Origin of the sequence: Lysinibacillus sp. FSL K6-1151, from assembly GCF_038630755.1 — a bacterium.
GTDB classification, from domain to species: Bacteria; Bacillota; Bacilli; order Bacillales_A; family Planococcaceae; genus Lysinibacillus; species Lysinibacillus fusiformis_D.
On the sequence record NZ_CP152040.1, the window covers coordinates 1,325,879 to 1,351,897 of the forward strand.

A 26,019-nucleotide genomic window follows, 5' to 3' on the forward strand; every position below is an offset into this window, starting at 1 on the left:
TGGGAGTCCTTTTGTTCGTTACCTCCTTTTCAGTTTGGATAAAAAGAAAAATACATAGATAACGAAGCTAGCATAAACTAGTATCCAGATGAACTGCCAATAGAACTTACTAGGGATGGATTTTATTTGATCGCCAACAGTCATTATTTCTAAAGAAAGATGGAGTGGTGGTAGAACCAAAATAAGACCTTTCATTTGCGGGATTGAATCTTTTAACGTTGCGACTACCAAGGTTAATAATAAGACGCTAATGACTCCCCACCAAGTGTTTTGTTTATTTTTGACAAGCTCTCTTGTAAAGATAGCAGAGAGAGCAATCCCCAAAATCGCTAAGCTAACATGAGAGAGAAATCCAAGAAATAGGTGTGTAAAGCTCGGTTCCTCGGCAAAAGCATGGATAGCTGTGGGATAAATAACAGAAACCATACTTAAGCTAAAAGCAATCAAAATGGCAATTATAAACAGGCTGAAATGATAAGGTGTCGCACCATTTGCATGTAATATCGTTATCATTTTTTGCCCTTCATCCTCTGAATGAAATAGTGTGACGGTAAACCAGCCCATCAGGAAAAAGAGGATTATAGAGGTAAATGAAAAGCTATCTAATATAGGATTTGGGACGAATGTGTAGTTAACAACAAGACATAAAATAAAAATAGAAAAAGGTGGAATATACTGATAGGTTCTCAAATAATTTTGTAACTGATATCGGCCTAAACTAATCATGTTGTATGAACTTCTCCTTATCATTGATCGGTATGAGTTGTTTAATAGAAGCGTTTTTATCAAGTAGCTGTTGTAAAAGATGGTCAGTACGCTGTGCTTGGATATGGACAATCACTTCATAAAAACCATTCGCTAATGTTGATTGCTGCTGTATTTCCGTTACATGTAATAGATCTTTTATGTATGTAATATTCGAAATTTCAAAAATTAATTGATTGTAGGTTGTAGGAGTAACAGATAAATCCGTTTGCATCACTTCTTTATGGTGAATCATTAGAATCGTATCAACGACATGCTCCAGTAGCTTTGTTTCGTGACAGGATAAGATAATCGTCATCCCTTGTTGTTTGAGCGTCTTCAGTGTTTCTTCCAAATCATTCTGTGTTTGCAAATCTAGCCCTGATAAAGGTTCATCTAATATTAACAAGTCCGTTTCGTTGAGCATAGCCTGCATAATCATTATTTTTTGTTTCATACCTTTAGAAAAATGGGTCATTCTAGTATCCTGTACATCTTCCAGATGAAATAGTATTAATAAATCATTTATTCTCGATAAAAGTTTTTGTTTAGCCATCCCACGGATTCGCCCCATATGCTGAAGATATTCCTTAGGGGTAAATAGAATAGTGGAAGGGGCAACCTCTGGTACATAGCCAATGTTTAAAGCTTGTTTAGAAGACATAAAGGAACCATTGTCTGGCGTAATAAGCCCAGCAATCATTTTTAAGAGCGTGCTTTTGCCAGATCCGTTTTTTCCAACAATAGCTATTATTTGATTGTCGTAGATGGTAAAGGAGACATTTTCTAAAATGGAAGTACCTCTGTATTGCTTAGTGATGTTTCGTGCGTCGAGCAATATGTTCATCAATCTGCACCTACTTATACTGAAATTCATTCATTTCATTGTAAATGATTTGTAGTAGGTATGGCAAAAGAAACCATTTTTATTGAAAAACAGTAAGGAGCTGTTGATGATGAACAGAACCTTACTGTATTTTTTACAGCGACCGATATTTTTTTAAACTAATGATATTTAAGGTAATAAATACTACAGCGAAACAAGCAAGAATACTGAGATTCATTATAATATCATTGAAGGAATAACCTTTATACATAACCCCATTTAATGCGTCCGCTGCGTAGTAAAGTGGCATGATACGTCCAATATTTTGAAGCCATTCCGCCATACTATCAAGCGGAAAAATGCCTGAAAAGAATACTTGTGGAACAATAACAAGCGGAATAAATTGCATCATTTGGAATTCTGAAGCGGCAAAGCTTGAAAGCAGGGCACCTAAGGATAACGATACAAGGGCAATCATCATATTAATGAGTAAGACAAGCCAAATGGAGCCTACATGGACAATATCAAGCACATAGATACCAAACAGTACGATAATAATTGTTTGTAGGAAGGCAAATAAACCATAACCGACCATATAGCCTGCTACAATTTCTGAGCGTTTGATAGGTGTTGCAAGTAAACGTTCCAATGTCCCAGATGTTCGTTCCTTTAACAAGGCAATCCCTGTAATTAAAAAGACAAAGAAAAATACGAAGAAGCCAATGAGCATGGGACTAAATATATCAAAAATGGCCGTATCCTTATCACCATAAACATAGTCTGTTTCTAAACTACCTATGGAGTCTTGAGAAGTCTGTAAAAGTTGAGCAAGTTGCATTGTTAAAGCTTTTGACTGGGAAGGATCATCATTTAATAAAGTTAACTTTAGTTCGTTTTGCTCTATTGCTAGCCATCCATCATACTCTTTGTCCTGTAGCTGTTTTTTCGAAAAATCATCGTCTTCAATAATTGTAAAATCTGTCTCTTTCAATTTGTCAATCAATGGTGTGGGACCATTAGAGACGACAAGTGTGACAGAAGCCTCATTACTATTGAAAATAAAATACATTAATGACAAGACAAGAAGTGGGGCTAAAAATAATAAAGCAAGTGTCCGCTTATCTCGTTTCATTTGTTGTATGATTCTTGTGACGATAGCACCCATTCTCATTGTACGTCACCTCCAGCCTTTAAAAACACTTCATCAAAATCTTTTGCCTGATAATAGGCTTTTAATGCCTGTGGTGTACCTTGTGCAATAATATGCCCGCTTCTGAGCATAGCTAATTGATCACATCTTTCCGCTTCATCCATCGCATGTGTCGTCACTAAAATCGTTTTATGTTCGTGTTCTTTTAAACGAATAAGTTCTTGCCAAATTTCCTTTTTTAAAACAGGATCAATGCCAACCGTTGGCTCATCTAAAATCAATACCTTAGGATTTTGAATAAGGGCAATGGCAAGGGACAGCCGACGTTTCATACCTCCAGAATAATTCATCACTTTAAGCTGTAAGTCATCGGTCAAACGAACAAGGCTTGCGGCATAGGCTACACGCTCCATTTGCTCCGCCTTCGATAATGAATAAAGCTTGGCAAAAAAATGTAGATTCTCTTCACCAGTTAAATCCGTATAAAGTGCATCTGACTGTGCCATATAGCCGATATCATTCAATAATTGCTTATGTGGAACAGCTAAATCTAATACTTCAATAGTGCCATTATCAGGCTTTAGCATGCCCATAATCATTTTAATTAGCGTTGTTTTTCCACAGCCTGACGGACCAAGTAAGCCCATCAATTGTCCCTTGGGAATATCTAAGGTAAGGGGGGCAATAACTTGCTTATGTTGAAATCTTTTTTCAAGGGTTTTAATAGAGATTGCATGGTTTCCCATATGGATCTCACTCCTTCACTGAACACTATGTTGATTTGATAAAAATTTTACGGTAGCATGTGAACAAATACAATCAACAGTTTGCCTGTAAGTGTTAAGTAACTGGAGGGAAGTTTGTGTCTGTACATGAAAAGATGAATTTTGAAACAAAGCAAGCCATTAAAAAGGTTTTTATCCAGCAAGTAGAGGAGGTCGGCTTTGAACGTGTGACCGTCAAAAATTTAGCATTAGCTGCCCAAATCAATCGTGGAACGTTTTATTTACATTATACGGATAAATATGACGTAATGGAGGATTTGCAACAGGAGCTATTAATGGAATTAGAACGCTATGTCAAACATGTTCAACCAGTGGAAGCATTCCAAACATTAAAAATGGGTCAATTCTATCAACCCTTTATTAAAGTGATAACATGTATAAAAGAGCATGCAACAGCCTTTCGTATGTTATTAGGAGAGCAAGGAAGTCCTGCTTTTACACAAAAGATGAAAACTATCTTTGGCAATCATATTTTGGACAGATTATCAGTGATTCGCGAGGAAGTAAAGGATCCAGAATTTCAGCAATACTTACAAGCCTTTATCGCATCTGCCATTCTGGGTGTAATTCAGGAGTGGCTTGACAAAGGCAATGAAAATTTAACGGTAGAAGAAATGGTCGCCCTCCATTTTCGATTATTACGATTTTTAGGAAATGTAGTAGCCAATAGTTAACGGCACTGTAGCGGTTGGGGATGATAATTGTCAATCTCGTTTAACGAAAAAATGACTAGCTAAACTATCGCAAAGTACACCAATTAGAAAATGACTGCCAAGCATCCACCGGTAAGAGCAATCTAGTTGAATATTATCTGAACCGAACAATGTATAGATTGCCCCCTATTATTAAGTGCTTCAATGTGATAAAAGATATTAAAAATCCCAGCACGATAGGCATAGCAAGTTTTAAAGCCTTACTGCTACAACAAAAATAGACCGAAATTTAGCAGCAATAGCCTTGTTATGTTTAGCTCATGAGAAAACAACATTTCGAAGATTGTCACCAAGGTAGTAATAGTAAGGAGTATAAATGGCTAGCGCATTATGCGCATATAAAAAAGAACATGACGATGAGCCTTTTAGCTAGTCTCACGCATGTTCTGCTGATAACCCTTTGTTCAAATTTATTTGTCATAATAATCGTTCAATGCCACTTCCAAACGTTCTTCTAAATGCTGAGAAATATAGCTTAGCACAAATTGCTCTTTATCCATCTCAATTTGAGCTGACTTGAACATTTTAGTGAAAAAACTTACTTTATGCTTCTCTGAAAAAAGCCGTAATGCTTCCGTTCGCAAAGTAGATACAATCTCATTTTCTATATGACGCTCTCTAATCTTCTGCACAATATCCTTCACACTGTTTTCTTGTAGCTCTGAAATTTGCTGTTGGAGATGTTCATTTTCTTGTTTCAGTTCTACTGTTTCTTTTTGAATTTCCTCTACTTGAAGAGCAGAGTCTGCGGATAATCGCTGAATGTTTTGAGCAAGAAAATCCTGATTGATGTTTACTTGTAATGTTCCTTGCTCTTCATCTGGCAAAATCTGAAAGAGGCCAGTTTGGATCATCTGCTGTAGGACGTTTCCAAGCACATCAATTTTATGTGATAAATCATCAGAATCCATAGTCGTTGCGGTAATTTGATGTTTCAGCAACTGACCATTATCATCAATGCCTAGCAATAATTTTATCCCCCTCACACGATACTCATCCTTCAATAATAAAATCATTCTTAGCCTTACTATAGCAGGCAGGTTTAAACGAATATTACCATTCACATTCGGCGATGCATTGTCAAAAATGTATTGTTCAAATGGTTTTAAATAGTAGCGAAGCATAGCGTCTGTAATATCAAACCAGCCCGCGACTTCTGCTATTGTATAGTGTTTGGATTCATCGATGTCTGTTAAATAGGCATCCTGATAAAGATTCTCCTCTAAAGGCGTATGTTGTAGTGCAACAAACAATGGGTCATCTTGCACAATTCCAAGTACCATTTCTTTTGCATCATTTACTTTAAGCATCCTTTCACACCCCACTTTATTTTTCCCATGACTAATTGTTCTCTATATAGGTTTCTATTCGTTTGGCAGCAATTGTATGCCTATTTTATGTAGGAAATAATCATTAGAACAATGGACCTTTTAATCTTTTATGACTCTTGAGGAAAATATTAGTCATAAATGGAGATACATTAAAATAGAGGGGGAGGGGATACTCATTTAATATGTACCACGTTTTGTACCCTGAAATCCAATAAATCATTTCAGTAAAAGTGATGATGTTCGATATGTAGTTGCTAAAGAAAATACAGTGTTTTAATTACTAAGCTATTAAGGTTAGGACCAAGCAAATTATGGATACAAAAATTCCTCTTCACCATTTAGGAAGCAACCACCGATTATTACTATGGGTAACTTTAAATTCATTTGCATCTAATGAACAGGTATCTAAGTGAAATTGCTAATATTGGAAAGTTTCATCAGTATTTCCTTTTAGTACATTTTCGCTGCTTTTGCATCTAATTCATGCATAAATTTATTGTTTTTATATTGTTCTAATCTTTTATAAGCGAAATCCCATTCAACATTGAATAGCTCTTGAATTAGTTGAATGGCTTTATCCTCGCTTTCCGGTAAGGTAATTTTATTCAACATAAATGTTGGTACACATGCTTGTACCATAAAATTATTAGCTTTCCACTCTTGATACTCAATCCACGAGTAGGGCATCTTTTCCTGACTGCCACTATGAAATAAAACATGACACAGTTCATGACAAAAATCTTGCCACAATTGTTTAGGGGACAGATTTTGATCTAAAAAAATATAAGCCTGATCACCTAAAAATAGGACTTGACTGGGATTATCCCAGAAATATACTAGAATGCCTAACTTGTAGGCTATTTCATTTACATCTAGTTGATGTGGTAACAAAATTTCTAATTTAGTATAAAGATTTTCTATAAAATCTTCGGTGTATGTAGTATATGACATAAAACCATCCCCAAATTCCTTGTAATGAAACGTATGTTCTTATTTGATTTATAATAAAAGCCCACTTCTAGGAAGAAGGGCTAAAAAATATTATTTCTTTTCATGTTTGATAATCTCCCAAATGTCTCGTAAACGGCGAACAGTTTCTTCATCTGACTTAGGAAGTTCTTTATAAAAGACCTGCAATTCTGGATCATTAGCAAATGCTTGGAAAGCAGCCTCATCTTTATCAAAAGGTTGTTTTTCATCTGTTTCACATAATATATACGCTACGCTTACATCGTATTTTTCTGCTAACTTTTGAAGGCTTCCTATGGAAATTTCATTGCGGCCTTGTTCATAATACCCGTATGCACTTTCAGAAATATTTAAGAATTTGGCAACATCTGCTTGTGTTAATTTAGCTTCTTTTCTTAACTCTTTAAGCCTTTGCGGTACGTTAGACATGATTACACCTCACTTAAATATGTAACCTAATTATACAACAATTTGTTGGGTTTGTAGTTAAATAAAAATAAAAAACAACAAAAAATCTAGTTTTGGTTTGACAGACAACTTTTTGTTGGGTAATATAAAACCATAAAAAGTTGGGGGTGTGGTTTTGGAAACAACAAATCGTCGGTTAATACTTATTGATGCTAGAAAACAAAAAAATTGGTTGCAAAAAGATGTAGTGGAAAAACTTGATATTGAACTCGGTATCACTATTAGTGAAAGCTATTATGGAATGATTGAACAGGGAGTACGCACACCGTCCTTAGATGTAGCATTAGCAATTTCTGACCTATTTGAAATGGCACCATCAAAAATTTTTTTGAAAAATAAAACAACATTTTGTTGTGTTTGGTAAGAAACTAATCTGGAGGTTCTTATATGAATCGATTGCAAACTTTTAACTTTCATAATCAAAACGTTCGAATTGTTGAATTAAATAACGAGCCTTGGTTTGTAGCCGCGGATGTTTGTAGAGTATTAGCACTAACTAATCCTACTGTAGCAATTAACCGTTTAGAAAATGATGAACGGTCGAAGTTCAACTTAGGGCGTCAGGGTGAAACAAACATTGTCAATGAATCTGGACTTTATGAACTAATATTCGCAAGTCGTAAACCAACGGCAAGAGCATTTAAAAAATGGGTTAAATCAGAAGTTTTACCCTCAGTTAGAAAGGATGGTGGCTATATCACTACTATCGAAAACGATGATGATGCATCAATTATGGCTAAAGCTTTATTAATTGCCAGTAAAAAAATCAAAAATAACGAGAAAAATATGGTTGAGCAGCGATTGTTGATTGATTCACAAAAAACAAAAGTGTTATTTGCAGATGCAATACAAGCTAGTGAAACAAGCATTCTTATTGGAGAGTTCGCCAAAATCTTAAAGCAAAATGGTATAGATGTTGGACAAAAGCGTCTATTCAAATGGCTAAGAGAAAATGGCTATTTAATCAAGCGTAAAGGATCAGCTTACAATTCACCAACACAAAAATCAATGCAACTGGGTTTGTTCGAAATTAAAGAAACACCTATTCATCATAACAGTGGGGAAATCAGTATTAGTAAAACATCTAAAATCACTAGTAAAGGACAGGCTTACTTTATTAATAAGTTTTTGGGCAAGGTAGTGACAATATGATTAGTACAATAGTGAACGAATCGATGGTGATTCGAAATTTTTTCATCATGACTAAAGAAAGAATAGAAGGCAACTCAAATAACTTTACTAGAGTCACTCTTCATCCCAAAGTACGTTTTGTTGATTTAGCACAATTAAAAACAATTGTCCCCTTCGAACCTGATTTCAAATAACTTTTTAAACGATCCACTAGTTAGACAACATCAGTGTCAACCACATAGTAAAAAGAACACATTAGGGGGAGAGAAAATGGCTAAATACAGACATGTACACACAACTTTTTGGGATGACGGCTTTGTATTAGATCTTACACCAGAGGAGAAATATTTCTATCTGTATTTGATGACAAACAATAATACAACACAATGTGGTATTTACGAATTACCTTACAGAGTAATAGAAATGCATACAGGTTATAACCGTGAAACAGTACAGAAACTATTACAAAGGTTCTTTGAATACGGAAAAATTACTTACAACGAATTAACGAAAGAAATCATGCTAATTAACTGGGCAAAATACAACTTTATAAATTCGCCTAAAGTTAAAAAATGTATCGAAAAAGAGCTGTTTGCAGTAAAACATACCCCATTTGTTAAGAGCTATGTTACCTCATTGGAACAGTTAGGATACAGTCTCGATACCGTATCAATACTGTTAGAAGTACAGGATGAGCAGAAAGAACTTAATCCTAGTAATGACAATGGTTCGATACCGTATCAATACCCTATCGATACACCTTCTAAAGTGTGTGGGGAAGAAAAACAAAAAGAAAAACAAAAAGAAAAACAAAAACAAACAGCAGATAGTGAAATAGTCAGTCAGTCGACAGTCACTGAGGAACAATTAATTTTCTTAACTAAATTCTATGATGAAAACATTCAAAGAGCATCTAGTTATATTTGCGAGTGCATAGAACGCATGGCAAGTGAAAATAATCCAGCACTTGTTTATGAAGCCATGAAAATAACGGCACTACATCAACCAAACATACCAATGCAGTATACAGAACAAATTTTAGCAAACTGGAGAAAGTCTTTTATTAAGAATGTTGAGCAATTAAAGGCCAAGGAAGAAAGGGAGAAAAAAAATAGACAGCAATCTAGCCGATATTCTTATCAAAAGTCTAACAGTCGTACAGAGATAGTGCCAGAGTGGTTCGCCAATCGTAATGATAAAGACGAGTCATCAATTCCATCTGCTGAGTCTAATAACAACACGATAGATTTTGAAGCTGAAAGACAAAAGGTTTTAGAAATGCTTGGTAAATAGGAGTGTATGAGCAATGACTAAAAATGAGATTGCATGATCTTATGTTTTGGTGTTCAAGGATGAAAGAGCATTTAAAAAACAAAACGTATATTGAGGGTGTGCGTTTGACATTTATTTAGCACAATGTAAAAACATTTGTTATAACGGCCAGTGGTGGAATGCTAGAGCAGAGAGAATTGAAAAGATACATAGGAGGGCATAACTATGATAAAAGAGAAAATACAACTAAATCGTTACCAACTAGATAAGGCAATTAAAAAGTACAATGACAATATGTGCAAGTACATGAGAATGAAGGATGAACTAGATTCATTAACAGCTGTAGCATCTACAGCAAAGTATGGCTTTGAGGCAGCAATGCCAAAAGCTATTGGAAGAACAAGCGACCCAGTGCATGCTCATGTTCAAATGAGAGCTTTACGCGAGGAGCGCATGAACAAGATTAAAGATGAGCTACTATTAGTTCAAAATTTAGCTGACAAGGTAACTGGCGACCTTGAACAGGAAGTACTTTTCTGGTTACTAGAAGGCATGCCATTCCGCTGGATTGGTGCAAATCTTAATATGAGTCATACTAGCGTACAACGTGTGCGAGAAAGAGTTTTAGATATGATGCTGAAGTAACCAAAGGGTTACTTCAGACTGTAGACAAACTCGATGAATTTTGAGTTTGCCTACAGTCTTTTTTCTTTTACAATGAAATAAAATAAAGCCGTTGATTTCCACTACGGGCGGACGCTTTCCGCGGGCGGGGTCGAGCTGCTTCCCTCGCTTCGCTCAGTCCAGGATCTCGACTTTCCCGCTTTTCCCGCAGGAGTCGCCGCCCTTCGTTCCAATCAACTTCTACATAAAGAATTCCTTATTCATCTATTGATGAAAAGTAAACTTTTGAGGTGATCAACCATGATGACGAAGAATCAAACCAATGAACGTGAACAATTAGAAATGTTAACGATTGATCAATTAGTTCCCAACGATCATTTAGTGAGAAAACTGGAGGCTGCTATTGATTTTTCATTTATCTATCCTTTAGTAGAACATCTCTATTCACCTAATGGGCGTCCAAGTATTGATCCTGTCGTTCTCTTCAAAATGACGTTTATTCAATATGTTTTTGGCATTCGCTCCATGCGTCAAACGATCAAAGAAATTGAAACGAATATGGCGTATCGCTGGTTTTTAGGATTTGGCTTCCATACAGAAGTCCCGCATTTCTCCCCTTCGGTAAAAATTATGTCCGTCGCTTTCAAGACACCGATATATTTGAACAGATATTCTATCGTATATTAAAAGAAATTATGCATCAGGGACTCCTCCATGCAGACCATCTATTTATTGATTCCACGCATGTGAAAGCGAGTGCGAATAAACGGAAGTATGATAAAAAGGTCGTGCGAAAAGAAACACGAGCTTATGAAGAGAAGCTTCAATTAGAGTTAAATATGGATCGTGAAGAACACGGAAAAAAGCCCTTTCCCCCGGAGAAGTTTGAAAAGGAAGAATGGAAAGAAATAAAGGAAAGCACGACAGATCCTGAAAGTGGGTATTACGTGAAGGATGAACGTACGAAGCAGTTTGCGTATTCTTTTCATGCAGCCACAGATGAAAAGGGCTTTGTCTTAGGTGCCATTGTGACTCCGGGAAATGTGCACGATAGCCATGTATTACAGCCACTTGTTGAAAGGGTCATTCAAAATGTTCAAAAACCATTAGCTGTTGCAGCAGATGCAGCCTATAAAACACCAGCGATTACGAACTTTTTGTTAGAGAATCAAATGTTGCCTGTTCTTCCGTATACACGTCCTAAAACGAAAGATGGATTCTTCCGAAAGCACGAGTATACATATGACGAGCACTATAATTGTTATCTTTGCCCACAAGGGCAGATATTGAAGTATGCGACAACGACGAAGGAAGGATATCGCCAATATAAATCGAATCCTTTTATTTGTTCGAAGTGTCCAAGCCTTTCCCAATGTACAGAAAGTAAGCATCATCAAAAACTCATTCAACGCCATATTTGGGAGTCGTATGTGGAGGAAGCTGAACATTTACGCCATTCCTATGACATCAAACAAATTTATGCAAAGCGCAAAGAAACGATTGAGCGTGTCTTTGCCGATGCAAAAGAAAAGCATGGTATGCGATGGACAACCTTAAGAGGTCTAAAAAAATTGTCCATGCAGGCGATGCTTACTTTTGCTGCCATGAATTTAAAGAAACTGGCTACTTGGACGTGGCAAGTAGCTTAAGAGAGCAACTAAGCTCGAAGAGTATGTTGAATTTGGTAGTATATTACCAAATGTTGAAAATAAAATAGGAAGAAAAATGACAAAAGCCATCGAGAGTGAACTTCTCGATGGGCTTTTGTCTACAGTCTGAAGTAACCAAAGGGTTACTTCTTTTTTGTGAACCTTTAAATATTTTACTAGGGGTTTTATTGGGCTAACAGAAATGAAGAGCTATTATTTTGTTATATACTTTTTTCATTTAGACGACAATATAGTATCAGCTATTTTATTCTAGTATTCATTTAAGAGTGATTGATAATATTTCATTTTACTTGCCAAATGTTCCAAGTGTGACAAAAGTTCCAAACGTTCCAAACATATCATTTTAAGTAATAGATAATGTAAACTTGGAAGTAGGACGACGGGTTAAGGATTTCACCTTTTGGAATTTATAAAACAATAAATGACCAAGGCGACAGACCGTCGACCAATCAATGTCCCATAAACTTGTTTGAGGCATAAAAAGGAGTGGTTTTCAGTTGAAAAATTTGTAGGATAGAACTAAATGGGCAAGAGTAGCAGCTATAGCAATCCCATCACTCCAAGAAGCACAAAACGTATTCCAAGCAACCATTTGAAAAGGAGGCTATGTGGAATGGCTAACGTTCAAGTAAAAGTTAAAACGACGCTTTCCTATTCGGTATAAGGAAGGGCGTTTTTTAGTTGGAGATGAATAAAGGATTGACGGTTCAATGTTAGAACGATTTGATGAGCTGAAAAAACTACTTAATGAACTACCAAAACGTTTGAAAGTGAGTGATTCGATGTATTTAATTCTATATTCATATGTTTACTAACTAACTTGTTGAAGGAGGCTTTTGATGGAAATTTATGATATTCAAAACGCTTTATCTAGTAAGCTCCACGAAGCTTTCGGAGCGGAATATAAAAAATATATTGATGAATTACCGCAGGAGTTTAATACGCCTGCTTTTTTAATTCAATTTTTGAGCTTAGAGCATATCCGACAAATAGGTGGTCGATGGAAAGTAACAGCACATTTTAACGTGAAGTATTTCCCTAAAAATGGCATACCTGAGGCGTCTAATATGACTTTAAAGGTTCAACAAGCAATCAAAGAAATAACATTGTTAAATGGTTCACTACTGCTTGGTACCGGAGCAACTAGCGAAGTTATTGAAGGCATTGGTAATAATTTTATTCATTTTAATTTCTTCTTACAAGAAATTGAAGAGAAAGCTTTTATGGGGTCATTAGATCATAATATTAACAAAGAAGAGGTGGTTTCAGTTGGCGAAAGCAATTCAGAAGAAGGTTGAGTCGATGGAAAGCAAAAACGTTGAAAAGGTAATTAGTTCGAATTTACCGAAATTTACAAAAGAGCAACTTTCAAAAAGTCAAAAATATAAAGATCGCCGTGATGCACTCAATGCATTGTTAGAAAAAGAAAAAACTTATTCATTCGCTCAAGTGGATGAAATACTGAAGAAATTCGATAAGGGAGGTAATTAATATGGCGTTAGGTGGAGGAGTATTTTTATCACAAAACAAAGTATTACCAGGGAAATATCACAATTTTATTAGCGCTACTCGTGCATTTGTAAATCTAAGCAATCGCGGTTACGTTGGTTTGCCAATTGCACTTGACTGGGGCGTAGATGGCGAAGTATTTGCTGTAACACAAGAGGATTTACGAAAGAATTCTCGCAAAATTTTTGGTTATGAATATATGGACTCAAAAATGAAAGGTATCCGTGATGTATTAAAAAATGCTATCACGGTTTATTTTTACAAACTTGCTGTGGATGCAGAAGCGGCTACAAATGATTTTGCAACAGCTAAGTACAAAGGTGCACGAGGGAATGATATTACGATTGTCATTCAGGCAAATGTCGATGAGCCATCGAAATTCGATGTTAAAACATTGCTAGCTAATGTGTTAGTAGACGAACAAATGGCGGTAGCTACTGCTACAGAACTAATCGCTAATGATTTTGTTGTGTTTAAAACGAATGCAACTTTAGCTGTTACAGCTGGTACCGCATTAGCTGGAGGTTCCAATGGCTTAGCTATTACTGGTGGGGCACATCAAGAGGCACTAGATGCTTTAGAAGCATATGGTTTCAATACTCTTGGCTGCTTGTCTTCAGAAAGTTCAATTAAATCGTTATATATTGAGTATACAAAGCGTATTCGTGACCAAATCGGTGGTAAATTCCAACTTGTAGGTCATAAACTTGGCAGTACTAACCATGAAGGGATTATTGACGTACAAAACGATACTAATGGACCAGAAGAAGAAGTGTTTGGTGCAGTATATTGGGTATCTGGTGCTCAGGCTGGAGTAGCTGTCAATAAGTCAAATACTAATAAAAAATACGAAGGTGAATTTACAGTTGATATGTCTGAAACAAAGACACAGTCACAACTCACAACGTTATTAAAGGCTGGCAAATATTTATTACATCGTGTTGGGGATGAAATTCGTGTACTTGAAGATGTGAATACCTTTACATCGTTTTCAGATGAGAAAAACGAGGACTTCAGTTTGAATCAAGTCATTCGTGTGCTTGATCAGCTTGCAATTGATACAGCTCAATTGTTTAACACTCATTATTTAGGTCAGGTGCCAAATGATCAAGATGGTCGAATTTCTTTATGGAATGACATTGGTAGTCTTCGAATGGAAATGCAACGTATTAGAGCTATTCAAAATTACAACAAAGATGAACTAACCGTGGCACAAGGTAATTCAAAGAAAGCTGTTGTCGTAAATGAAGTCGTGATTCCTACGGTTGCGATGTCACAACTTTACATCACGACAACAGTAGCATAAGGGGAGGGCAAACAGATGAAATCAAACAAAACATTAATTCCAATGAATCTACAGTATTTTGCGGATGCTACTATGCATGCTCGCAATGCCATTCATGGCGCTCAAGGCCGAGCATACGTGACGGTTGAAGGCAGTCGTTACTTATTTGCTCAATTAATTAATTTAGAAGCCCGTATGGATAAAACTAAAACGCAAGTTCCTATTATGGGGCGTGTAGCTAAGGGTAACAAAGCTACTGGCGCGGAGTATACAGGCAGCGCTACATTCCACTTTAATACTTCAATATTCCGTAAGTTATTAAAGCGTTACAAAGACACTGGGGAGGATATTTATTTTGATATCCAAGTGACTAACGAAGATGGCTCAGCGTCGGTAGGCCGTCAAACAACCATTCTAATTGATTGTAATATGGATGGAGGGATCATCGCTGCATTAGATGCAGATGCGGAGTACTTAGAAGACTCTATAGATTTCACTTTCGAGGATTGGGATATGCCAGAAGAATTTACAACTTTACAAGAAATGCTATAAGACGAGAGCTCATTATATATGGGCTCTTTTAAATATAAATAAAAAGGATATGGTGATTAATTATGTCAAACTTAACTGCATTTTTTGCACACAATAAAAAGCAAAATGAAAACATTAAGCATGCTATTTCAAAGAAATTCGTGGATGAACATGGCGATCCAATTGAATGGGAGTTCGCGCCAATTTCGCCAGAACGGGACGAGGAATTAAAATCTGAATCTACTAAGCGTTCTATGATCATGCAAGGAAAGCGTAAGGGGCAGTATAATACTGATTTTGATCATTTTAAATACCAACGTTTATTAACTGTAGAATCAATTGTATATCCTAATTTAAACGATAAAGAGCTACAGGATTCTTATGGTGTAATGGGGGCAGATGCTTTACTTGGAAAGATGCTGACAATCGGTGAGATTGCAGATGCCTCAGCGGTAGCACAGGAAGTCAATGGGTATCAAGCTGAGCTAGAGGATATGGTTGAAGAAATAAAAAACTAATAGACGACGGTGATGGTGAGGCTAATATAATGCACTGGTGGGTGCACAAAATGCGTCGCCTTCCGTCTGAATATGTGTCACTATCCTTGGCAGATAAAGCTTGTATTATAGCGTCTCTAAGGATCAAAATCGAAGAAGATAAGAAGCAAGAACGAGAGGCAAAACGAGGGTCTAGAAAAGGTAGAAAGCGTTAGGAAGTAGCTTGTTAACCTAAATGGCTATCGTTAAGCTAGCTGTTTTATATGTTTCTTTAAAAGATATGATATAAAAAAGGGACATTTATTTATTTGAATTCTGTCTGTTTTCAATTAAAAGGGTGGAAAGTTACTTTGGAGTCTTGTGAATTTAACCATGCAGGATAATGTAGTTGGAAACAACAGAAAATATATAAATTTACTAAGAAATAGAGAAAGTTAAAGTACAAATTATTAAACAATAGCCATAAAAAGCATCCTTTGAGTAGGATGCTTTTTTAATAAAGAGGTGAGAGTTCATGGCTACAATCCGTACGGCAATTCAAATTGAAGATCGTTTAAGTAAACCAATTAAAGTCATGCATAAAATGGTTTCCAGGATGGTCAATCAGTTGGAAGCTATGCATGCTGCTTCTAGGCAAATGATAGATACCTCTAGTGTTCAACTAGCTCAGAAAGAATTAGCTAGAGCTGCTGAGCAATTTAATAGAGTTGAAAAGGAAATTCGTAATGCTGATCATGCTCAACAAAGTTTTAGCAACAACATTAGGGATGGTACTACAGCAGTTGGTGGATTATTAACTAAAATCAAGGAGATAGCAGGGAAATATTTAGATTTTCAAGTAGTTGGGAGAGTACTCTTGTCCAATGAAAATAACACCACATCTGGGTTAAATGTAATCAACAATGGTTTACAAACAACCGAGCAACCTTTAACACAAGCAATGGGAAGTGGAAACCTTCAAGGCCAGGATTTAAATAACGTATTTCAGTCTACGTCAAATGGTGTCCAAAATACTACGAATTACCTTAATGCTTTCATTGAGAAATTACGAGAAATAGCAAGTAGTGGTGAAATTTCTATGGCCAAGATAAGGAATGCTGTACTTGGTTTGGCTTTTGAGGGAATATTTGATGGGATTGTAAAAAGCGATCTTTTTAAGGAGCTCGTGCAAAATGCAGCTATTGCTATGGAGAAATTATCTTCAATTGCCTCGAGTACATTGAATTTTTTTATACCCGATGGAAGTTTAAAGGATAGTTGGTCGTTTATAGTTCCTATAATAAGTACTGTTGCAGCGGCAATGTTGGTATACGAGTCCGCTTTACTACTAGTAAAAGCAGCCGAAATAGCGAGTACGATTTGGACTGGTTTAAGAACGCTTGCAATTGGACTATTAACAGCAACTACATGGACGAGTGTGTCTGCAACATCAGCCGCAACGGCCGCAGCATGGGGCTTAAATGCAGCGATAGCAGCCAATCCAATATTTATTTTAGTAATAGCCATTGTAATTATTATTGGTCTTTTCTATTTAGCGGTAGCCGCTTTCAATTATTTTGCTGGGACCTCGGTTAGTGCTACAGGAATAATAGCTGGGGCTTTCATGGTGTTAGGATCATGGATTTATAATAGAGTAGCCTATATGTGGAATTTGTGGGCCTCTTTTGTGGAATTCTTTGTAAATGTATGGAAAAATCCGATGTATTCGGTCAAGAAATTATTTTATAATCTAGCAACCAATATGTTAGATTTAATTATTTCAATGATTAGTGGATGGGATGGATTTGCTACAAGCTTTGTTAATGCTATGGTTGACGCAGTTAACTTTGCGATACGAGCTTGGAATTGGTTTGTGAAGCTATTACCAGAGAATATTTCATCTTCTGTAGGTTTAAAAGTGGGCACAGAGTATAGTCACCGAGAGTCCATTACAAGTGATCTAAAAGGTCTTAGAGGAGTTTTGGATAACTGGATTGGCGAAGCTCCTGATGATTATTGGGAAGCCCCGAAAATGGAATTTAAGGATCTTGGTAAGTCTTGGGATAAAGGCTACAATTGGGGAGCCAATCTATTTAAATCGGGTGAAGAAAAAAACGACAGTAATAAAGAAGATAAGATGAAAAATGACATTAATAATGCGCTAGCGTTAGGTGACAAACTCGATAAAGGTAATGAGCTAGGTAAGAAAACAGCAGACAATACCGAAAAAGCAACTGAAGGTATTAAAATAATGAATGAGGATTTAAAGTATCTCCGTGATATAGCTGAACGTGAAGCGATTAATCGTTATACAACGGCAGAAATCAAAGTAGATATGAAAAATGAAAACCGTATCAACAGTGAATTAGATATTGATGGCATTATTGATAGATTTGGTCAACGTGTTGAAGAAGTTTCAGGAATGCTAGCAGAAGGAGGTTCAATTAAAGATGTATAATTTTTTTCTAGATGGTTTACAGTTTCCTATTGCGCCTTCTGAACTAGCTCTAAAGATTAATGGTAGAAACGAAACTATGGTGTTAATGAATGAAGGAGAAGTAAATGTAATAAAGAGAACAGGGCTAACGGATATAGATATTGAGGTATTACTCCCTAACGTCAACTATCCGTTTGCTGTTTATCCGAATGGTTTTCAACCAGCTACATTTTATCTTGATAAACTAGAAAAATTAAAAATCTCTGACAAACCCTTTCAGTTTATCGTTAATCGTATGATGCCGAACGGGAACTTACTATTTGACACAAATATGACAGTATCACTTGAGGATTATGAGATTAAGGAATCAGCCGATAATGGCTTTGATGTTATTGTACGAATCCAGTTAAAACAATACAGGGAGTACGGCAATAAAAAAATCAACTTGAAGCCAGCTACAAAAGCTAATAATGCAGGAAGTACAGCAAAAACCGAATCGAAAGCTGTAGTAGAGCAGAAGCGGCCAACTACAGGCAAAGAAACCCCAAAAACACATACCGTTAAATCAGGTGAAACATTATGGGCTATTGCTAAGAAGTACTTAGGTGATGGCTCTAAATACACTGAGTTAGCAAAAATCAATAATATTAGTAATCCAAACATGATTAAAGCAGGGCAGGTGATAAAGCTTGGCTAAATCAAAACTATATATCATGAGTAAAGGGCAGCTATACGAATGCGTTGCAGAGGAAGGTATAGTGTGGGAAACAAATCGGAAAGGTACTCCAGGAAAGTTGACATTCAATGTAATTAAGGATAATATGCTCAGCTTCCACGAGGGTGATGCAGTCCGTTTCGAATATGACGGACACAAGGTTTTCTATGGTTTTGTTTTTATCAAAAAACGTTCAAATAACAGAATCATTACGGTTACTTGTTACGATCAGCTCCGCTACTTTAAAAATAAAGATACGTATAGGTATGAGAATAAAACAGCTGCTCAAGTACTTCAAATGATTGCAAAGGACTTTAAATTAAAGACAGGCACTATAGACAATACAAAATACGTTATTCCTTCTATGGTTGAGGATAATCAAGAACTGTTCACTGTCATGGATAATGCCTTGGCTGAAACGACTCTTAATACTCAAAGGCTATTTGTGCTCTATGATGACTTTGGAGCTTTGAATTTACGTGAAGCTAAGACACTTCAAACAGATTTACTGATAGATGAAGAATCAGGTGAATCATTTGAGTACACCTCATCCATTGATGAAAACACGTACAATAAAATCAAGTTAGAACGTGAGAATAAAGAGACTGGTGAACGTGATACTTACATTGTCCAAGACGATAGCAGGATAACTGAGTGGGGTGTACTTCAGTTAACAGATAAGTTCGAGGAAGGTGAAAACGGCAAAGCTAAAGCTGCAAGCATGCTCAAGTTCTATAACCGTAAATCACGAAAATTACACATCAATAAGGTGTTTGGTAATCCAATTGTGCGTGGAGGAAGTCAGGTAGCAGTGCTGTTGTATGTTGGTGACGTATCAGTAGCCAATTTCATGATGGTAGAAAGTGTTAAGCATACCTTCAAGGAATCTAATCATCGTATGGATTTAACGTTGATTGGCGGTGATTTCATTGCGTAGTATGGAGGATATTTTAAAAGAAATTCAGAAACTTGTTCTGGGCGTTCTCAATGCACAGAAGCTTGCTACGGTTATTTACGGCAATGTAATAAGTGTAGGTCCTTTAGAGGTTCAAATCGATCAAAAATTGACTTTAAAAGAAAAACAATTGAAGCTCACCCGTGCTGTTATGGATTATGAAGTAGAGATGAGTGTGAATGGTGGAGCAAAGCAGAAAGCTAAAGTCTTTAACGGCTTAATAACAGGTGACAAAGTGACGATGATTCGCGTGCATGGTGGTCAACAATATTTAATTATAGATAAAGAGGTGATTTGATGATTCCACAGGTCATAAATGACGGACTGGCATTCGATTTTGAGGAAGAAATTGAACCTTCTAATACTTTTAAAATAAATCACGAATTAGATCGCTGTTATGGCACCGTTGATGAACTAGAGGCCTTGAAACAAGCGATTTTTTTAATGCTCAATATTGAGCGATACAATCATTTAATTTACAGCTGGAACACAGGCTTTGAAACTAATGATTTAATTGGGCAACCAACTGTCTATGTTGCTAGTGAAGTAAAACGACGCATCCAAGAGGCTTTATTACAGGATGATCGCATTACGGAAGTAGATACTTTTGAAGTAACAACAAATAAAAATAAAGTGCATATTCAATACACAGCACATACCATATTTGGTGAAATCACAGCAGAGAAAGAGGTGGATTATTGATGGCAGTGGCCTTTGATTTAAATACTCCCTATGAGGATTTATTAGTTCAGAAACTATCCAATGTACCAACACAGGATAAACGAGAGACATCGTTAATTTATCAGGCAACAGCAGCCAATACAGCTGAGACAGCTCAAATACTTTTTACATTGCTGAACTACGAAAACGAAATGTTCGCAGATACGGCCTCACGAGAAAATTTAGTAAGGCGTGCAGCTGAACGAGGGCTTAGTCCAACCCCTGCAACGAAAGCTATTCGAAAAGGAGTATTCAATATTGATGTTCCGTTAGGCGCACGATTTTCACAGGAAGAATACAACTACGTAGCCCTTGAAAAAATTGAAAAAGGTGTTTTTAAGATGGAGTGTGAAACAGAAGGTGAAGTTGGAAATTTCGAGATAGGGCAGCTTATACCGATTGATTACATTGCAGGTCTTGAGACGGCACAGTTAACGGACTTGTTGATTCCAGGAGAGAACGAAGAAGATACAGAGGCTTTTAGGGCACGTTACTTCAATAGCTTTGAAAGTATTTCGTTTGGTGGGAATCGCGCCGATTACAAAGAGCGAGTTGGAAACATACCTGGGGTTGGAGGTGCACGCATCTACCGAGCGAAGTATGGAGGCGGCACTGTTGGTGTTACAATCATCGATTCTACTTTTTCGAAGCCATCCACTGAATTAGTTGAGTTAGTACAACATCTAATGGATCCGTTAGATGCGCAAGGTGATGGAATCGGGCTTGCTCCTATTGATCACATGGTTACTATCTCGGCTGTCAATGAAACGATAGTGAATATAGGTACAACAATAACACTTCAATCGGGATGGTCTTTTGAAGATGTAGAGAATGCTATCCAAGAAGTAATCGATGGATACTTTGAGGAGCTTGCGGAATTTTGGGCATCGGCAGTTACTAAACAAGAAGATGAAACAGGGTTGATTATCCGAATAAGTCAAATTGAAACACGTATTCTTGGTATTAATGGAGTCATCGACATAGCCAACACAACATTAAATGGCAAGGCAAGCAACCTTGAACTTGATAGAGAAGCTATACCGAAAAGGGGGACTATAAGTGGCTAGAAAAGTGGATGTTTTAAGCTATTTTCCCCCTATCCTCCATGAAATCAAGGAACTTCAAAAGATTGCATCACTTGAAAATCCATCACTAGAGCGTATATGGGAACTGACTGAATCATTGTTAGGTAATCAATTTATCTTAACCCTAGATGAACGCGGTGCCGATCGTTACGAGAGAATGCTCGGTTTAGTTACTGGTGAATCCGAAACACTCGAAACACGTCGTTTCCGTATTTTATCAAGATATCAAGAACAAGCGCCCTATAGTTTTCCAGTTCTGAAACAGCTACTTGATAGCTTGCTAGGAGAGGGAAAATACGAGCTTACTCGCAGTACATCTGAAAAGTGGGTACGTGTAAAGCTAGAGTTAACGGTGTCTCGTGAATTTGAAATTGTCGAGGTATTACTTGAGCGAGTAACGCCTCAAAACATGTTGGTCTATGTGGAAATCAGATACATCCAACATAGTGCACTGGCGCGCTTTACACATGCTCAACTGGCTGCCTTTACACATAAACAACTGAGAGAGGAAGTGTTATCGTAATGTCTACTGACACTGCTAATTATGGTTTTACAAAGGATAATGAAGATGATTTTTATAATGTAAATGTGGTTAATGCCAATCTTGATAAGATCGATACAGAAATGAAACGTATTGAAGATGCTATTCAGCCTATTAGCCCAACTGATTCAGTCAAATGGCTTGGAACTGTTGCAGGGACAGCGAATGCATTAACTGTTACACATGCAGCGATAACAAGTTATAGTGATGGTTTGGGTGTATCTTTTGCGGCTAATGCTAACAGTACAGTCGCCACAACCTTGGATATTAATGGTTTGGGTGCAATCCCCATCAAAAAAGCAAACGGTACGGCAGTAACGAATTTAAAAGCTGGTGGTGTCTACACGCTACGTTATAGAGGTTCGGCTTTTATCTTACAGGGTGAAGGGGGTGAGTATGGGAATGCCACAGAGATTGACGTTGCGAAGGGTAAGACATTCGGAACTGACGATGGTCTAAAGACAGGTACGGCGACCATAAGCAAGTTACCGCCATTTATCCCCAACATGCAAAAGATTTACACATCTGGGGAGTTGCGATCATGGAACTGGTTATCAACACCAGTATTCGCTAGAAAGGGATTCTTTGGAATTGCCTCAACCAACTCTCCTGATAACGTATATGGCGTTAAGATATTCAAGTTATGGTATGGCTCGTATCTGTCATTGTTCGATTCTGCTACCCAGCCATTCCTGAATGCGACAGCTTTGAGGGAGGGGTGGCATTATGACGATGTTACTCATTATGTCTACACTGGGTCGTCAACTTGGGTTTCATACTACTCACTAACACAAACAGCGATGACATATATAACAAATTACAACATGCCTAAATTGTGTGGTCCAGGATTATCAGGTGTTATGGATAACGGTTATCTTTACACTATAGAAAGGGCATCCGGTGTGACATATCTACACATGATGATGAGTCCAACACAAGGTGGAGGCATCATCCAGACATTCAGTGTAGCCCTAGATGCCTATAACTCATCATATAATCTACCGTATGTGTGGCGTGTACAATTAATAGACGGATATGTCATATTTACTCGATCTGATTACAAAGAATTGCGTATTTATGATCTTACACTAACACTGATAAAGACGATCACATCGGATATGGGGGCTAGTCAAGATGCGTTGCTAATAGGCGCTAACGTTTATGGATTGTTGTCATCCACTATCGTATACGATAAAACCTTAAACCAATTGGCGCTCAAGAATACGGGGCTAGAGAACTACACTGCCAACGTCCACACATACCCCTACAACTGGATAACATCAAACAACTAGGAGGAAAACAAATGACTATCTATTTACGAGTAACAGGAAACCTAGAAGAGACGGTGGGTAATGCCACTACCTACCTCTATGGTGGGGTCGATATGAGCAAGGCGATCGGCAGTTTCGTCGACGACAAGCAAACATCCAATATTGGGTATGTGATCTACAACGGCACACGCGAGTCCCTAGTGGGCACAGAAACGGTCGAAATCACAAAAGAGGAATACCAAGCAGCATACAATGCATATAGCGCTATCGTCAATGAGGAGCAGTCCCACGGTGGACCACTACAAGAACGCATTGCAGAGCTTGAGCGTCTGAATGCAGACTTGAGAGTATCGCAAGCAGATCAAGATGAATTACTTATGCAATTAATGATAGGGGGTAATTAATTTGAGTGCTGTATACAATTTATTTTTACGCAACTGGTGTAACTGCAGAGCAACAGAAGAACAAATTGATTTAGCTGTTACAAAAAAGTTAATAACCGAAGAAGAGGCTATCAAAATAAAAGCCACTGAACAAGATAACGAAAACAAGTAAACGCAGCATAAGCTAGCGTTATTTTTTATGTTTTAAATGCTATGAGAGCAATCGAGATGGGCAAACGATACATTGTACCGAACCTCGATGCTTCTCATGGCTTTTTTTACACTAAAAAAAGGCAAAGGACGTAGATAAATGGAACAATCAATTAAATTTTTACTTAGCACAGTAGGTGGAGTAGTATCGTGGTTCGCAGGTGGATGGGGTTTATTGATGACAGTATTGTTAATATTGAATGTAATTGATTTTTTATCAGGCATGGCAGCAAATTGGGGAATGATTAACAGTAAGAGGGGTTATCAAGGCATCATCAAAAAAGGCATGATGTGGGTTTGGATCGTGGTGGCCAATCTAATTTATTTAGTGCTACAAGATCAAGGGTTTTCAATTGGACAGATTATTCCTGATGCAGTTGTATTATTGTTCATTTTTAACGAACTTGTTAGCTTAGGAGAAAATTCAGCCAAGCTTGGGGTGGACATGCCTGCACCAGTTAAGAAAGCTTTAGAAATCTTCAATACGAAGGAGGAGAAGACAAAATGAGTACAAGTGTAACAACATGTCGTGATTTAAAGGAATTAACAGCAGCCGCACAAATAGCCTGTCGATTACTCTTTCAGGAGTGTTGTAAAGTAGGTATTGATTTTATATTCGTCACAGAAACATATCGCAGCCAAGCGCGCCAAAATTTTCTATATGAACAAGGAAGAACAAGACCAGGCCAAGTAGTTACCTGGACACGTAATAGTAATCATACATCACGTAGAGCATGGGATATCGCTGTAGCACCGCCACGAAATCTATATGATATTTCTACTCTATCGAAGGTGGGGACAATAGCTAAAAAGCTGGATATCACTTGGGGAGGCTCTTGGCCAGCAGGGCAATACGATGCACCTCATTTTGAAATTTCTACAACATGGCAAATGCCTAATGGCTATAAATTAGAAGGACAAGTAGTAGTGCCAACGAGTAGCGCTGGAAAGGTTCAGTTTATTGTAGAGGATACACAAAAACAAAAGGAGGATGATATAATGCGATTTACAAACGAGACAACTAAAGCCGCAGTACGTGACTACATTAAACAAGCAGTAGATAAAAAGCTTATTGAAAAGTCACATCTAGAAAAATTTGATGCCGGTACATTGACTGACGGTGATTTTGCAGGAATAAAAATCATTATTTCACAACGTAGTAACTAAAGTATAAAAGACCAAGATAGCTTAATTGCTTTCTTGGCCATATAACTATTTTTTATATCTGCTATACTTGTGCGACCCTCTTACTATTAGATATTTCATAGTAGAATTTCTTGTAGTAATCATAGAGTGTTGTTTTCTTCTAAGATAATTGTTTTTTTATCATACGTATCCTAGTATCGTACATAATTTTAATTACACTATTTTTTATATCTCCCTCAAAATTAAAGGAGTTATTTGTAAGTCACCAAAATAAATTTAAAAAGGACTTTTCATTGTATACTTCATATTTGAAAAGCCGATTTTACTTAAAAACACTATGTACTATAGTAATATGAAGCTATCTTTTTCAAGTCAGATGCTTGGAAATTAGCTAAATCAATCTTGTCCATATCCGTCTTTTTAATGACCGTGGTTATTGCAGACCCAGTAGTAGGGTTACCATAATCATCTTTGAAGTGATCTTGCCAATTGATGTGGATATTACCCATATCCTCTACATCCTTTAAAATTTTAAGTAATTTAACTGTATTTTGTTGAGCATCATTTAGCTTTTTCTTTTTTGTTATGGAATCATCAATCATCAGCTTTAAATAATAGGTATCTCCCATGCTTTCAACCCTAATATCTCGATCGCGACCATCAGTTGTAGTAGTTCCAAATAAATCAGTAGCTATCTTGGCAATACGTTCCTCTAGGGGGATACTTGTATCATTTGCAGCTTTCATATCAATAACGATGGTATCATTTTTCTCCTTTAATTCCTTTTCAGAAGTTTTCTGATCGTCACCAATCATTGTAGTTCCAATAGCACCAATTACAATGAATGTGATGATTAAAATAAACCACCATTTTTTATAAAAAGGTTTATTCATAAATGTTATCTCCTTACATAATTAGTTATTCTATTAAATTATATCAATAATGGGAGGTATTGTCAGTGGTCACTCCATATAGCTATTTGTCAAAAATTACTCCTCTCAAAGAATGAGTAATTTTTTATATTAACTTACAAATATTTCATACAAAGATGTAACCATTATGGAATCAACCA

General features: G+C 36.9%; 30 protein-coding genes and 1 pseudogene. 23 read left to right on the forward strand and 8 right to left on the reverse strand.

What is annotated here, in order from left to right; genetic code table 11:
• Positions 1 to 18: 18 nt before the first annotated feature.
• The 4 genes from MHI04_RS06265 to MHI04_RS06280 form a co-directional block, all read right to left on the reverse strand.
• Complete coding sequence (locus MHI04_RS06265) at positions 19 to 726, reverse strand: ABC transporter permease (RefSeq protein WP_342535413.1); 708 nt, start codon at positions 724 to 726, stop codon at positions 19 to 21.
• Positions 719 to 1,591 carry an ABC transporter ATP-binding protein gene (locus MHI04_RS06270; RefSeq protein WP_342535414.1) on the reverse strand — a complete coding sequence of 291 codons (873 nt, stop codon included), beginning with the start codon at positions 1,589 to 1,591 and terminating at the stop codon, positions 719 to 721. Before MHI04_RS06270 ends, MHI04_RS06265 begins: the two co-directional genes overlap by 8 nt.
• 133 nt (positions 1,592 to 1,724) lie before the next feature.
• On the reverse strand, positions 1,725 to 2,741 hold the full coding sequence (locus MHI04_RS06275; protein ID WP_342535415.1) for an ABC transporter permease: 1,017 nt from the start codon (positions 2,739 to 2,741) through the stop codon (positions 1,725 to 1,727).
• A complete protein-coding gene (locus MHI04_RS06280; RefSeq protein WP_342535416.1) occupies positions 2,738 to 3,466 on the reverse strand; it encodes an ABC transporter ATP-binding protein in 729 nt (242 codons plus the stop codon). Before MHI04_RS06280 ends, MHI04_RS06275 begins: the two co-directional genes overlap by 4 nt.
• 116 nt (positions 3,467 to 3,582) lie before the next feature.
• Here MHI04_RS06280 and MHI04_RS06285 point away from each other — a divergent pair, with 116 nt between their 5' ends.
• The gene (locus MHI04_RS06285; protein ID WP_036127669.1) at positions 3,583 to 4,179 is read left to right on the forward strand and encodes a TetR/AcrR family transcriptional regulator C-terminal domain-containing protein; all 597 of its coding nucleotides are present in this window, start codon (positions 3,583 to 3,585) and stop codon (positions 4,177 to 4,179) included.
• 449 nt (positions 4,180 to 4,628) lie between these two features.
• On the opposite strand, the gene MHI04_RS06290 is transcribed toward MHI04_RS06285, so the two are convergent.
• From MHI04_RS06290 to MHI04_RS06300, 3 genes are all read right to left on the reverse strand, one after another.
• Positions 4,629 to 5,528 (reverse strand): hypothetical protein, encoded by a 900-nt coding sequence (locus MHI04_RS06290; RefSeq protein ID WP_089932100.1) that lies wholly within the window; start codon positions 5,526 to 5,528, stop codon positions 4,629 to 4,631.
• A 471-nt stretch (positions 5,529 to 5,999) separates the two neighbouring features.
• On the reverse strand, positions 6,000 to 6,500 hold the full coding sequence (locus tag MHI04_RS06295; RefSeq protein WP_036127663.1) for an ImmA/IrrE family metallo-endopeptidase: 501 nt from the start codon (positions 6,498 to 6,500) through the stop codon (positions 6,000 to 6,002).
• A gap of 90 nt (positions 6,501 to 6,590) precedes the next feature.
• Positions 6,591 to 6,947: a helix-turn-helix transcriptional regulator gene (locus MHI04_RS06300; protein WP_036127660.1), complete on the reverse strand. Its 357-nt coding sequence runs from the start codon at positions 6,945 to 6,947 to the stop codon at positions 6,591 to 6,593.
• Positions 6,948 to 7,101: 154 nt separating this feature from the next.
• Here MHI04_RS06300 and MHI04_RS06305 point away from each other — a divergent pair, with 154 nt between their 5' ends.
• The 22 genes and pseudogenes from MHI04_RS06305 (at position 7,102) to MHI04_RS06410 (ending at position 24,968) form a co-directional block, all read left to right on the forward strand.
• Positions 7,102 to 7,350, forward strand: coding sequence for a helix-turn-helix transcriptional regulator (locus MHI04_RS06305; RefSeq protein ID WP_101966368.1), 249 nt, complete (start codon positions 7,102 to 7,104; stop codon positions 7,348 to 7,350).
• Between the two features lie 23 nt (positions 7,351 to 7,373).
• Positions 7,374 to 8,138 (forward strand): phage antirepressor, encoded by a 765-nt coding sequence (locus MHI04_RS06310; protein WP_036127657.1) that lies wholly within the window; start codon positions 7,374 to 7,376, stop codon positions 8,136 to 8,138.
• A 249-nt stretch (positions 8,139 to 8,387) separates the two neighbouring features.
• The gene (locus MHI04_RS06315) at positions 8,388 to 9,410 is read left to right on the forward strand and encodes a DnaD domain protein (protein ID WP_051891756.1); all 1,023 of its coding nucleotides are present in this window, start codon (positions 8,388 to 8,390) and stop codon (positions 9,408 to 9,410) included.
• Between the two features lie 204 nt (positions 9,411 to 9,614).
• Positions 9,615 to 10,034: a hypothetical protein gene (locus MHI04_RS06320; protein WP_231744966.1), complete on the forward strand. Its 420-nt coding sequence runs from the start codon at positions 9,615 to 9,617 to the stop codon at positions 10,032 to 10,034.
• A 279-nt stretch (positions 10,035 to 10,313) separates the two neighbouring features.
• Positions 10,314 to 11,662 (forward strand): annotated as a pseudogene (locus MHI04_RS06325) (IS1182-like element ISBsp5 family transposase).
• Positions 11,663 to 12,522: 860 nt separating this feature from the next.
• A complete protein-coding gene (locus MHI04_RS06330; RefSeq protein ID WP_141905587.1) occupies positions 12,523 to 12,981 on the forward strand; it encodes a DUF6838 family protein in 459 nt (152 codons plus the stop codon).
• Positions 12,953 to 13,174: a hypothetical protein gene (locus MHI04_RS06335; protein ID WP_080717164.1), complete on the forward strand. Its 222-nt coding sequence runs from the start codon at positions 12,953 to 12,955 to the stop codon at positions 13,172 to 13,174. The genes MHI04_RS06330 and MHI04_RS06335 overlap by 29 nt, the downstream gene beginning before the upstream one ends.
• 1 nt (position 13,175) lies before the next feature.
• Positions 13,176 to 14,498 (forward strand): phage tail sheath family protein, encoded by a 1,323-nt coding sequence (locus MHI04_RS06340; protein ID WP_342535417.1) that lies wholly within the window; start codon positions 13,176 to 13,178, stop codon positions 14,496 to 14,498.
• 15 nt (positions 14,499 to 14,513) lie between these two features.
• Positions 14,514 to 15,029 carry a phage tail tube protein gene (locus MHI04_RS06345; RefSeq protein WP_080717163.1) on the forward strand — a complete coding sequence of 172 codons (516 nt, stop codon included), beginning with the start codon at positions 14,514 to 14,516 and terminating at the stop codon, positions 15,027 to 15,029.
• A 62-nt stretch (positions 15,030 to 15,091) separates the two neighbouring features.
• Positions 15,092 to 15,526 carry a hypothetical protein gene (locus tag MHI04_RS06350; RefSeq protein WP_036127646.1) on the forward strand — a complete coding sequence of 145 codons (435 nt, stop codon included), beginning with the start codon at positions 15,092 to 15,094 and terminating at the stop codon, positions 15,524 to 15,526.
• Positions 15,527 to 16,019: 493 nt separating this feature from the next.
• Complete coding sequence (locus MHI04_RS06355) at positions 16,020 to 17,942, forward strand: phage tail tape measure protein (protein WP_342535418.1); 1,923 nt, start codon at positions 16,020 to 16,022, stop codon at positions 17,940 to 17,942.
• A complete protein-coding gene (locus tag MHI04_RS06360; protein ID WP_089932105.1) occupies positions 17,935 to 18,618 on the forward strand; it encodes a LysM domain-containing protein in 684 nt (227 codons plus the stop codon). The genes MHI04_RS06355 and MHI04_RS06360 overlap by 8 nt, the downstream gene beginning before the upstream one ends.
• Complete coding sequence (locus MHI04_RS06365) at positions 18,611 to 19,573, forward strand: hydrolase (RefSeq protein WP_244504803.1); 963 nt, start codon at positions 18,611 to 18,613, stop codon at positions 19,571 to 19,573. Before MHI04_RS06360 ends, MHI04_RS06365 begins: the two co-directional genes overlap by 8 nt.
• A gap of 1 nt (position 19,574) precedes the next feature.
• Positions 19,575 to 19,889, forward strand: coding sequence for a DUF2577 domain-containing protein (locus tag MHI04_RS06370; RefSeq protein ID WP_036127387.1), 315 nt, complete (start codon positions 19,575 to 19,577; stop codon positions 19,887 to 19,889).
• Complete coding sequence (locus tag MHI04_RS06375) at positions 19,889 to 20,293, forward strand: DUF2634 domain-containing protein (RefSeq protein ID WP_340810138.1); 405 nt, start codon at positions 19,889 to 19,891, stop codon at positions 20,291 to 20,293. Before MHI04_RS06370 ends, MHI04_RS06375 begins: the two co-directional genes overlap by 1 nt.
• Positions 20,293 to 21,378, forward strand: a complete 1,086-nt coding sequence (locus MHI04_RS06380; protein ID WP_340810140.1) for a baseplate J/gp47 family protein — start codon at positions 20,293 to 20,295, stop codon at positions 21,376 to 21,378. The genes MHI04_RS06375 and MHI04_RS06380 overlap by 1 nt, the downstream gene beginning before the upstream one ends.
• Complete coding sequence (locus tag MHI04_RS06385; protein ID WP_340810142.1) at positions 21,371 to 21,919, forward strand: putative phage tail protein; 549 nt, start codon at positions 21,371 to 21,373, stop codon at positions 21,917 to 21,919. The genes MHI04_RS06380 and MHI04_RS06385 overlap by 8 nt, the downstream gene beginning before the upstream one ends.
• Entirely contained in the window at positions 21,919 to 23,229 is a 1,311-nt protein-coding gene (locus MHI04_RS06390; RefSeq protein ID WP_342535419.1) for a hypothetical protein, read from the forward strand. Before MHI04_RS06385 ends, MHI04_RS06390 begins: the two co-directional genes overlap by 1 nt.
• 92 nt (positions 23,230 to 23,321) lie before the next feature.
• Positions 23,322 to 23,612: a hypothetical protein gene (locus tag MHI04_RS06395; protein ID WP_342535420.1), complete on the forward strand. Its 291-nt coding sequence runs from the start codon at positions 23,322 to 23,324 to the stop codon at positions 23,610 to 23,612.
• 1 nt (position 23,613) lies between these two features.
• Positions 23,614 to 23,763, forward strand: coding sequence for a hypothetical protein (locus MHI04_RS06400; RefSeq protein WP_342535421.1), 150 nt, complete (start codon positions 23,614 to 23,616; stop codon positions 23,761 to 23,763).
• Between the two features lie 138 nt (positions 23,764 to 23,901).
• Positions 23,902 to 24,309 (forward strand): phage holin family protein, encoded by a 408-nt coding sequence (locus tag MHI04_RS06405; RefSeq protein WP_342535422.1) that lies wholly within the window; start codon positions 23,902 to 23,904, stop codon positions 24,307 to 24,309.
• A complete protein-coding gene (locus MHI04_RS06410) occupies positions 24,306 to 24,968 on the forward strand; it encodes a M15 family metallopeptidase (protein WP_342535423.1) in 663 nt (220 codons plus the stop codon). Before MHI04_RS06405 ends, MHI04_RS06410 begins: the two co-directional genes overlap by 4 nt.
• Before the next feature lie 314 nt (positions 24,969 to 25,282).
• Here MHI04_RS06410 and MHI04_RS06415 read toward each other — a convergent pair whose 3' ends face one another.
• A complete protein-coding gene (locus MHI04_RS06415) occupies positions 25,283 to 25,840 on the reverse strand; it encodes a hypothetical protein (protein ID WP_342535424.1) in 558 nt (185 codons plus the stop codon).
• Positions 25,841 to 26,019: the final 179 nt, after the last annotated feature.

What these genes read in the sequence shown, in the direction of transcription:
- MHI04_RS06415 (WP_342535424.1), bottom strand. Translation starts at nt 25,840, where the DNA reads ATGAATAAACCTTTTTATAAAAAATGGTGGTTTATTTTAATCATCACA.
- MHI04_RS06310 (WP_036127657.1), top strand. Translation starts at nt 7,374, where the DNA reads ATGAATCGATTGCAAACTTTTAACTTTCATAATCAAAACGTTCGAATT.
- MHI04_RS06300 (WP_036127660.1), bottom strand. Translation starts at nt 6,947, where the DNA reads ATGTCTAACGTACCGCAAAGGCTTAAAGAGTTAAGAAAAGAAGCTAAA.
- MHI04_RS06410 (WP_342535423.1), top strand. Translation starts at nt 24,306, where the DNA reads ATGAGTACAAGTGTAACAACATGTCGTGATTTAAAGGAATTAACAGCA.
- MHI04_RS06405 (WP_342535422.1), top strand. Translation starts at nt 23,902, where the DNA reads ATGGAACAATCAATTAAATTTTTACTTAGCACAGTAGGTGGAGTAGTA.
- MHI04_RS06395 (WP_342535420.1), top strand. Translation starts at nt 23,322, where the DNA reads ATGAGCAAGGCGATCGGCAGTTTCGTCGACGACAAGCAAACATCCAAT.
- MHI04_RS06315 (WP_051891756.1), top strand. Translation starts at nt 8,388, where the DNA reads ATGGCTAAATACAGACATGTACACACAACTTTTTGGGATGACGGCTTT.
- MHI04_RS06265 (WP_342535413.1), bottom strand. Translation starts at nt 726, where the DNA reads ATGATTAGTTTAGGCCGATATCAGTTACAAAATTATTTGAGAACCTAT.
- MHI04_RS06290 (WP_089932100.1), bottom strand. Translation starts at nt 5,528, where the DNA reads ATGCTTAAAGTAAATGATGCAAAAGAAATGGTACTTGGAATTGTGCAA.
- MHI04_RS06380 (WP_340810140.1), top strand. Translation starts at nt 20,293, where the DNA reads ATGGCAGTGGCCTTTGATTTAAATACTCCCTATGAGGATTTATTAGTT.
- MHI04_RS06350 (WP_036127646.1), top strand. Translation starts at nt 15,092, where the DNA reads ATGTCAAACTTAACTGCATTTTTTGCACACAATAAAAAGCAAAATGAA.
- MHI04_RS06320 (WP_231744966.1), top strand. Translation starts at nt 9,615, where the DNA reads ATGATAAAAGAGAAAATACAACTAAATCGTTACCAACTAGATAAGGCA.
- MHI04_RS06280 (WP_342535416.1), bottom strand. Translation starts at nt 3,466, where the DNA reads ATGGGAAACCATGCAATCTCTATTAAAACCCTTGAAAAAAGATTTCAA.
- MHI04_RS06345 (WP_080717163.1), top strand. Translation starts at nt 14,514, where the DNA reads ATGAAATCAAACAAAACATTAATTCCAATGAATCTACAGTATTTTGCG.
- MHI04_RS06275 (WP_342535415.1), bottom strand. Translation starts at nt 2,741, where the DNA reads ATGAGAATGGGTGCTATCGTCACAAGAATCATACAACAAATGAAACGA.
- MHI04_RS06360 (WP_089932105.1), top strand. Translation starts at nt 17,935, where the DNA reads ATGTATAATTTTTTTCTAGATGGTTTACAGTTTCCTATTGCGCCTTCT.
- MHI04_RS06295 (WP_036127663.1), bottom strand. Translation starts at nt 6,500, where the DNA reads ATGTCATATACTACATACACCGAAGATTTTATAGAAAATCTTTATACT.
- MHI04_RS06340 (WP_342535417.1), top strand. Translation starts at nt 13,176, where the DNA reads ATGGCGTTAGGTGGAGGAGTATTTTTATCACAAAACAAAGTATTACCA.
- MHI04_RS06370 (WP_036127387.1), top strand. Translation starts at nt 19,575, where the DNA reads ATGGAGGATATTTTAAAAGAAATTCAGAAACTTGTTCTGGGCGTTCTC.
- MHI04_RS06355 (WP_342535418.1), top strand. Translation starts at nt 16,020, where the DNA reads ATGGCTACAATCCGTACGGCAATTCAAATTGAAGATCGTTTAAGTAAA.
- MHI04_RS06330 (WP_141905587.1), top strand. Translation starts at nt 12,523, where the DNA reads ATGGAAATTTATGATATTCAAAACGCTTTATCTAGTAAGCTCCACGAA.
- MHI04_RS06390 (WP_342535419.1), top strand. Translation starts at nt 21,919, where the DNA reads ATGTCTACTGACACTGCTAATTATGGTTTTACAAAGGATAATGAAGAT.
- MHI04_RS06270 (WP_342535414.1), bottom strand. Translation starts at nt 1,591, where the DNA reads ATGAACATATTGCTCGACGCACGAAACATCACTAAGCAATACAGAGGT.
- MHI04_RS06375 (WP_340810138.1), top strand. Translation starts at nt 19,889, where the DNA reads ATGATTCCACAGGTCATAAATGACGGACTGGCATTCGATTTTGAGGAA.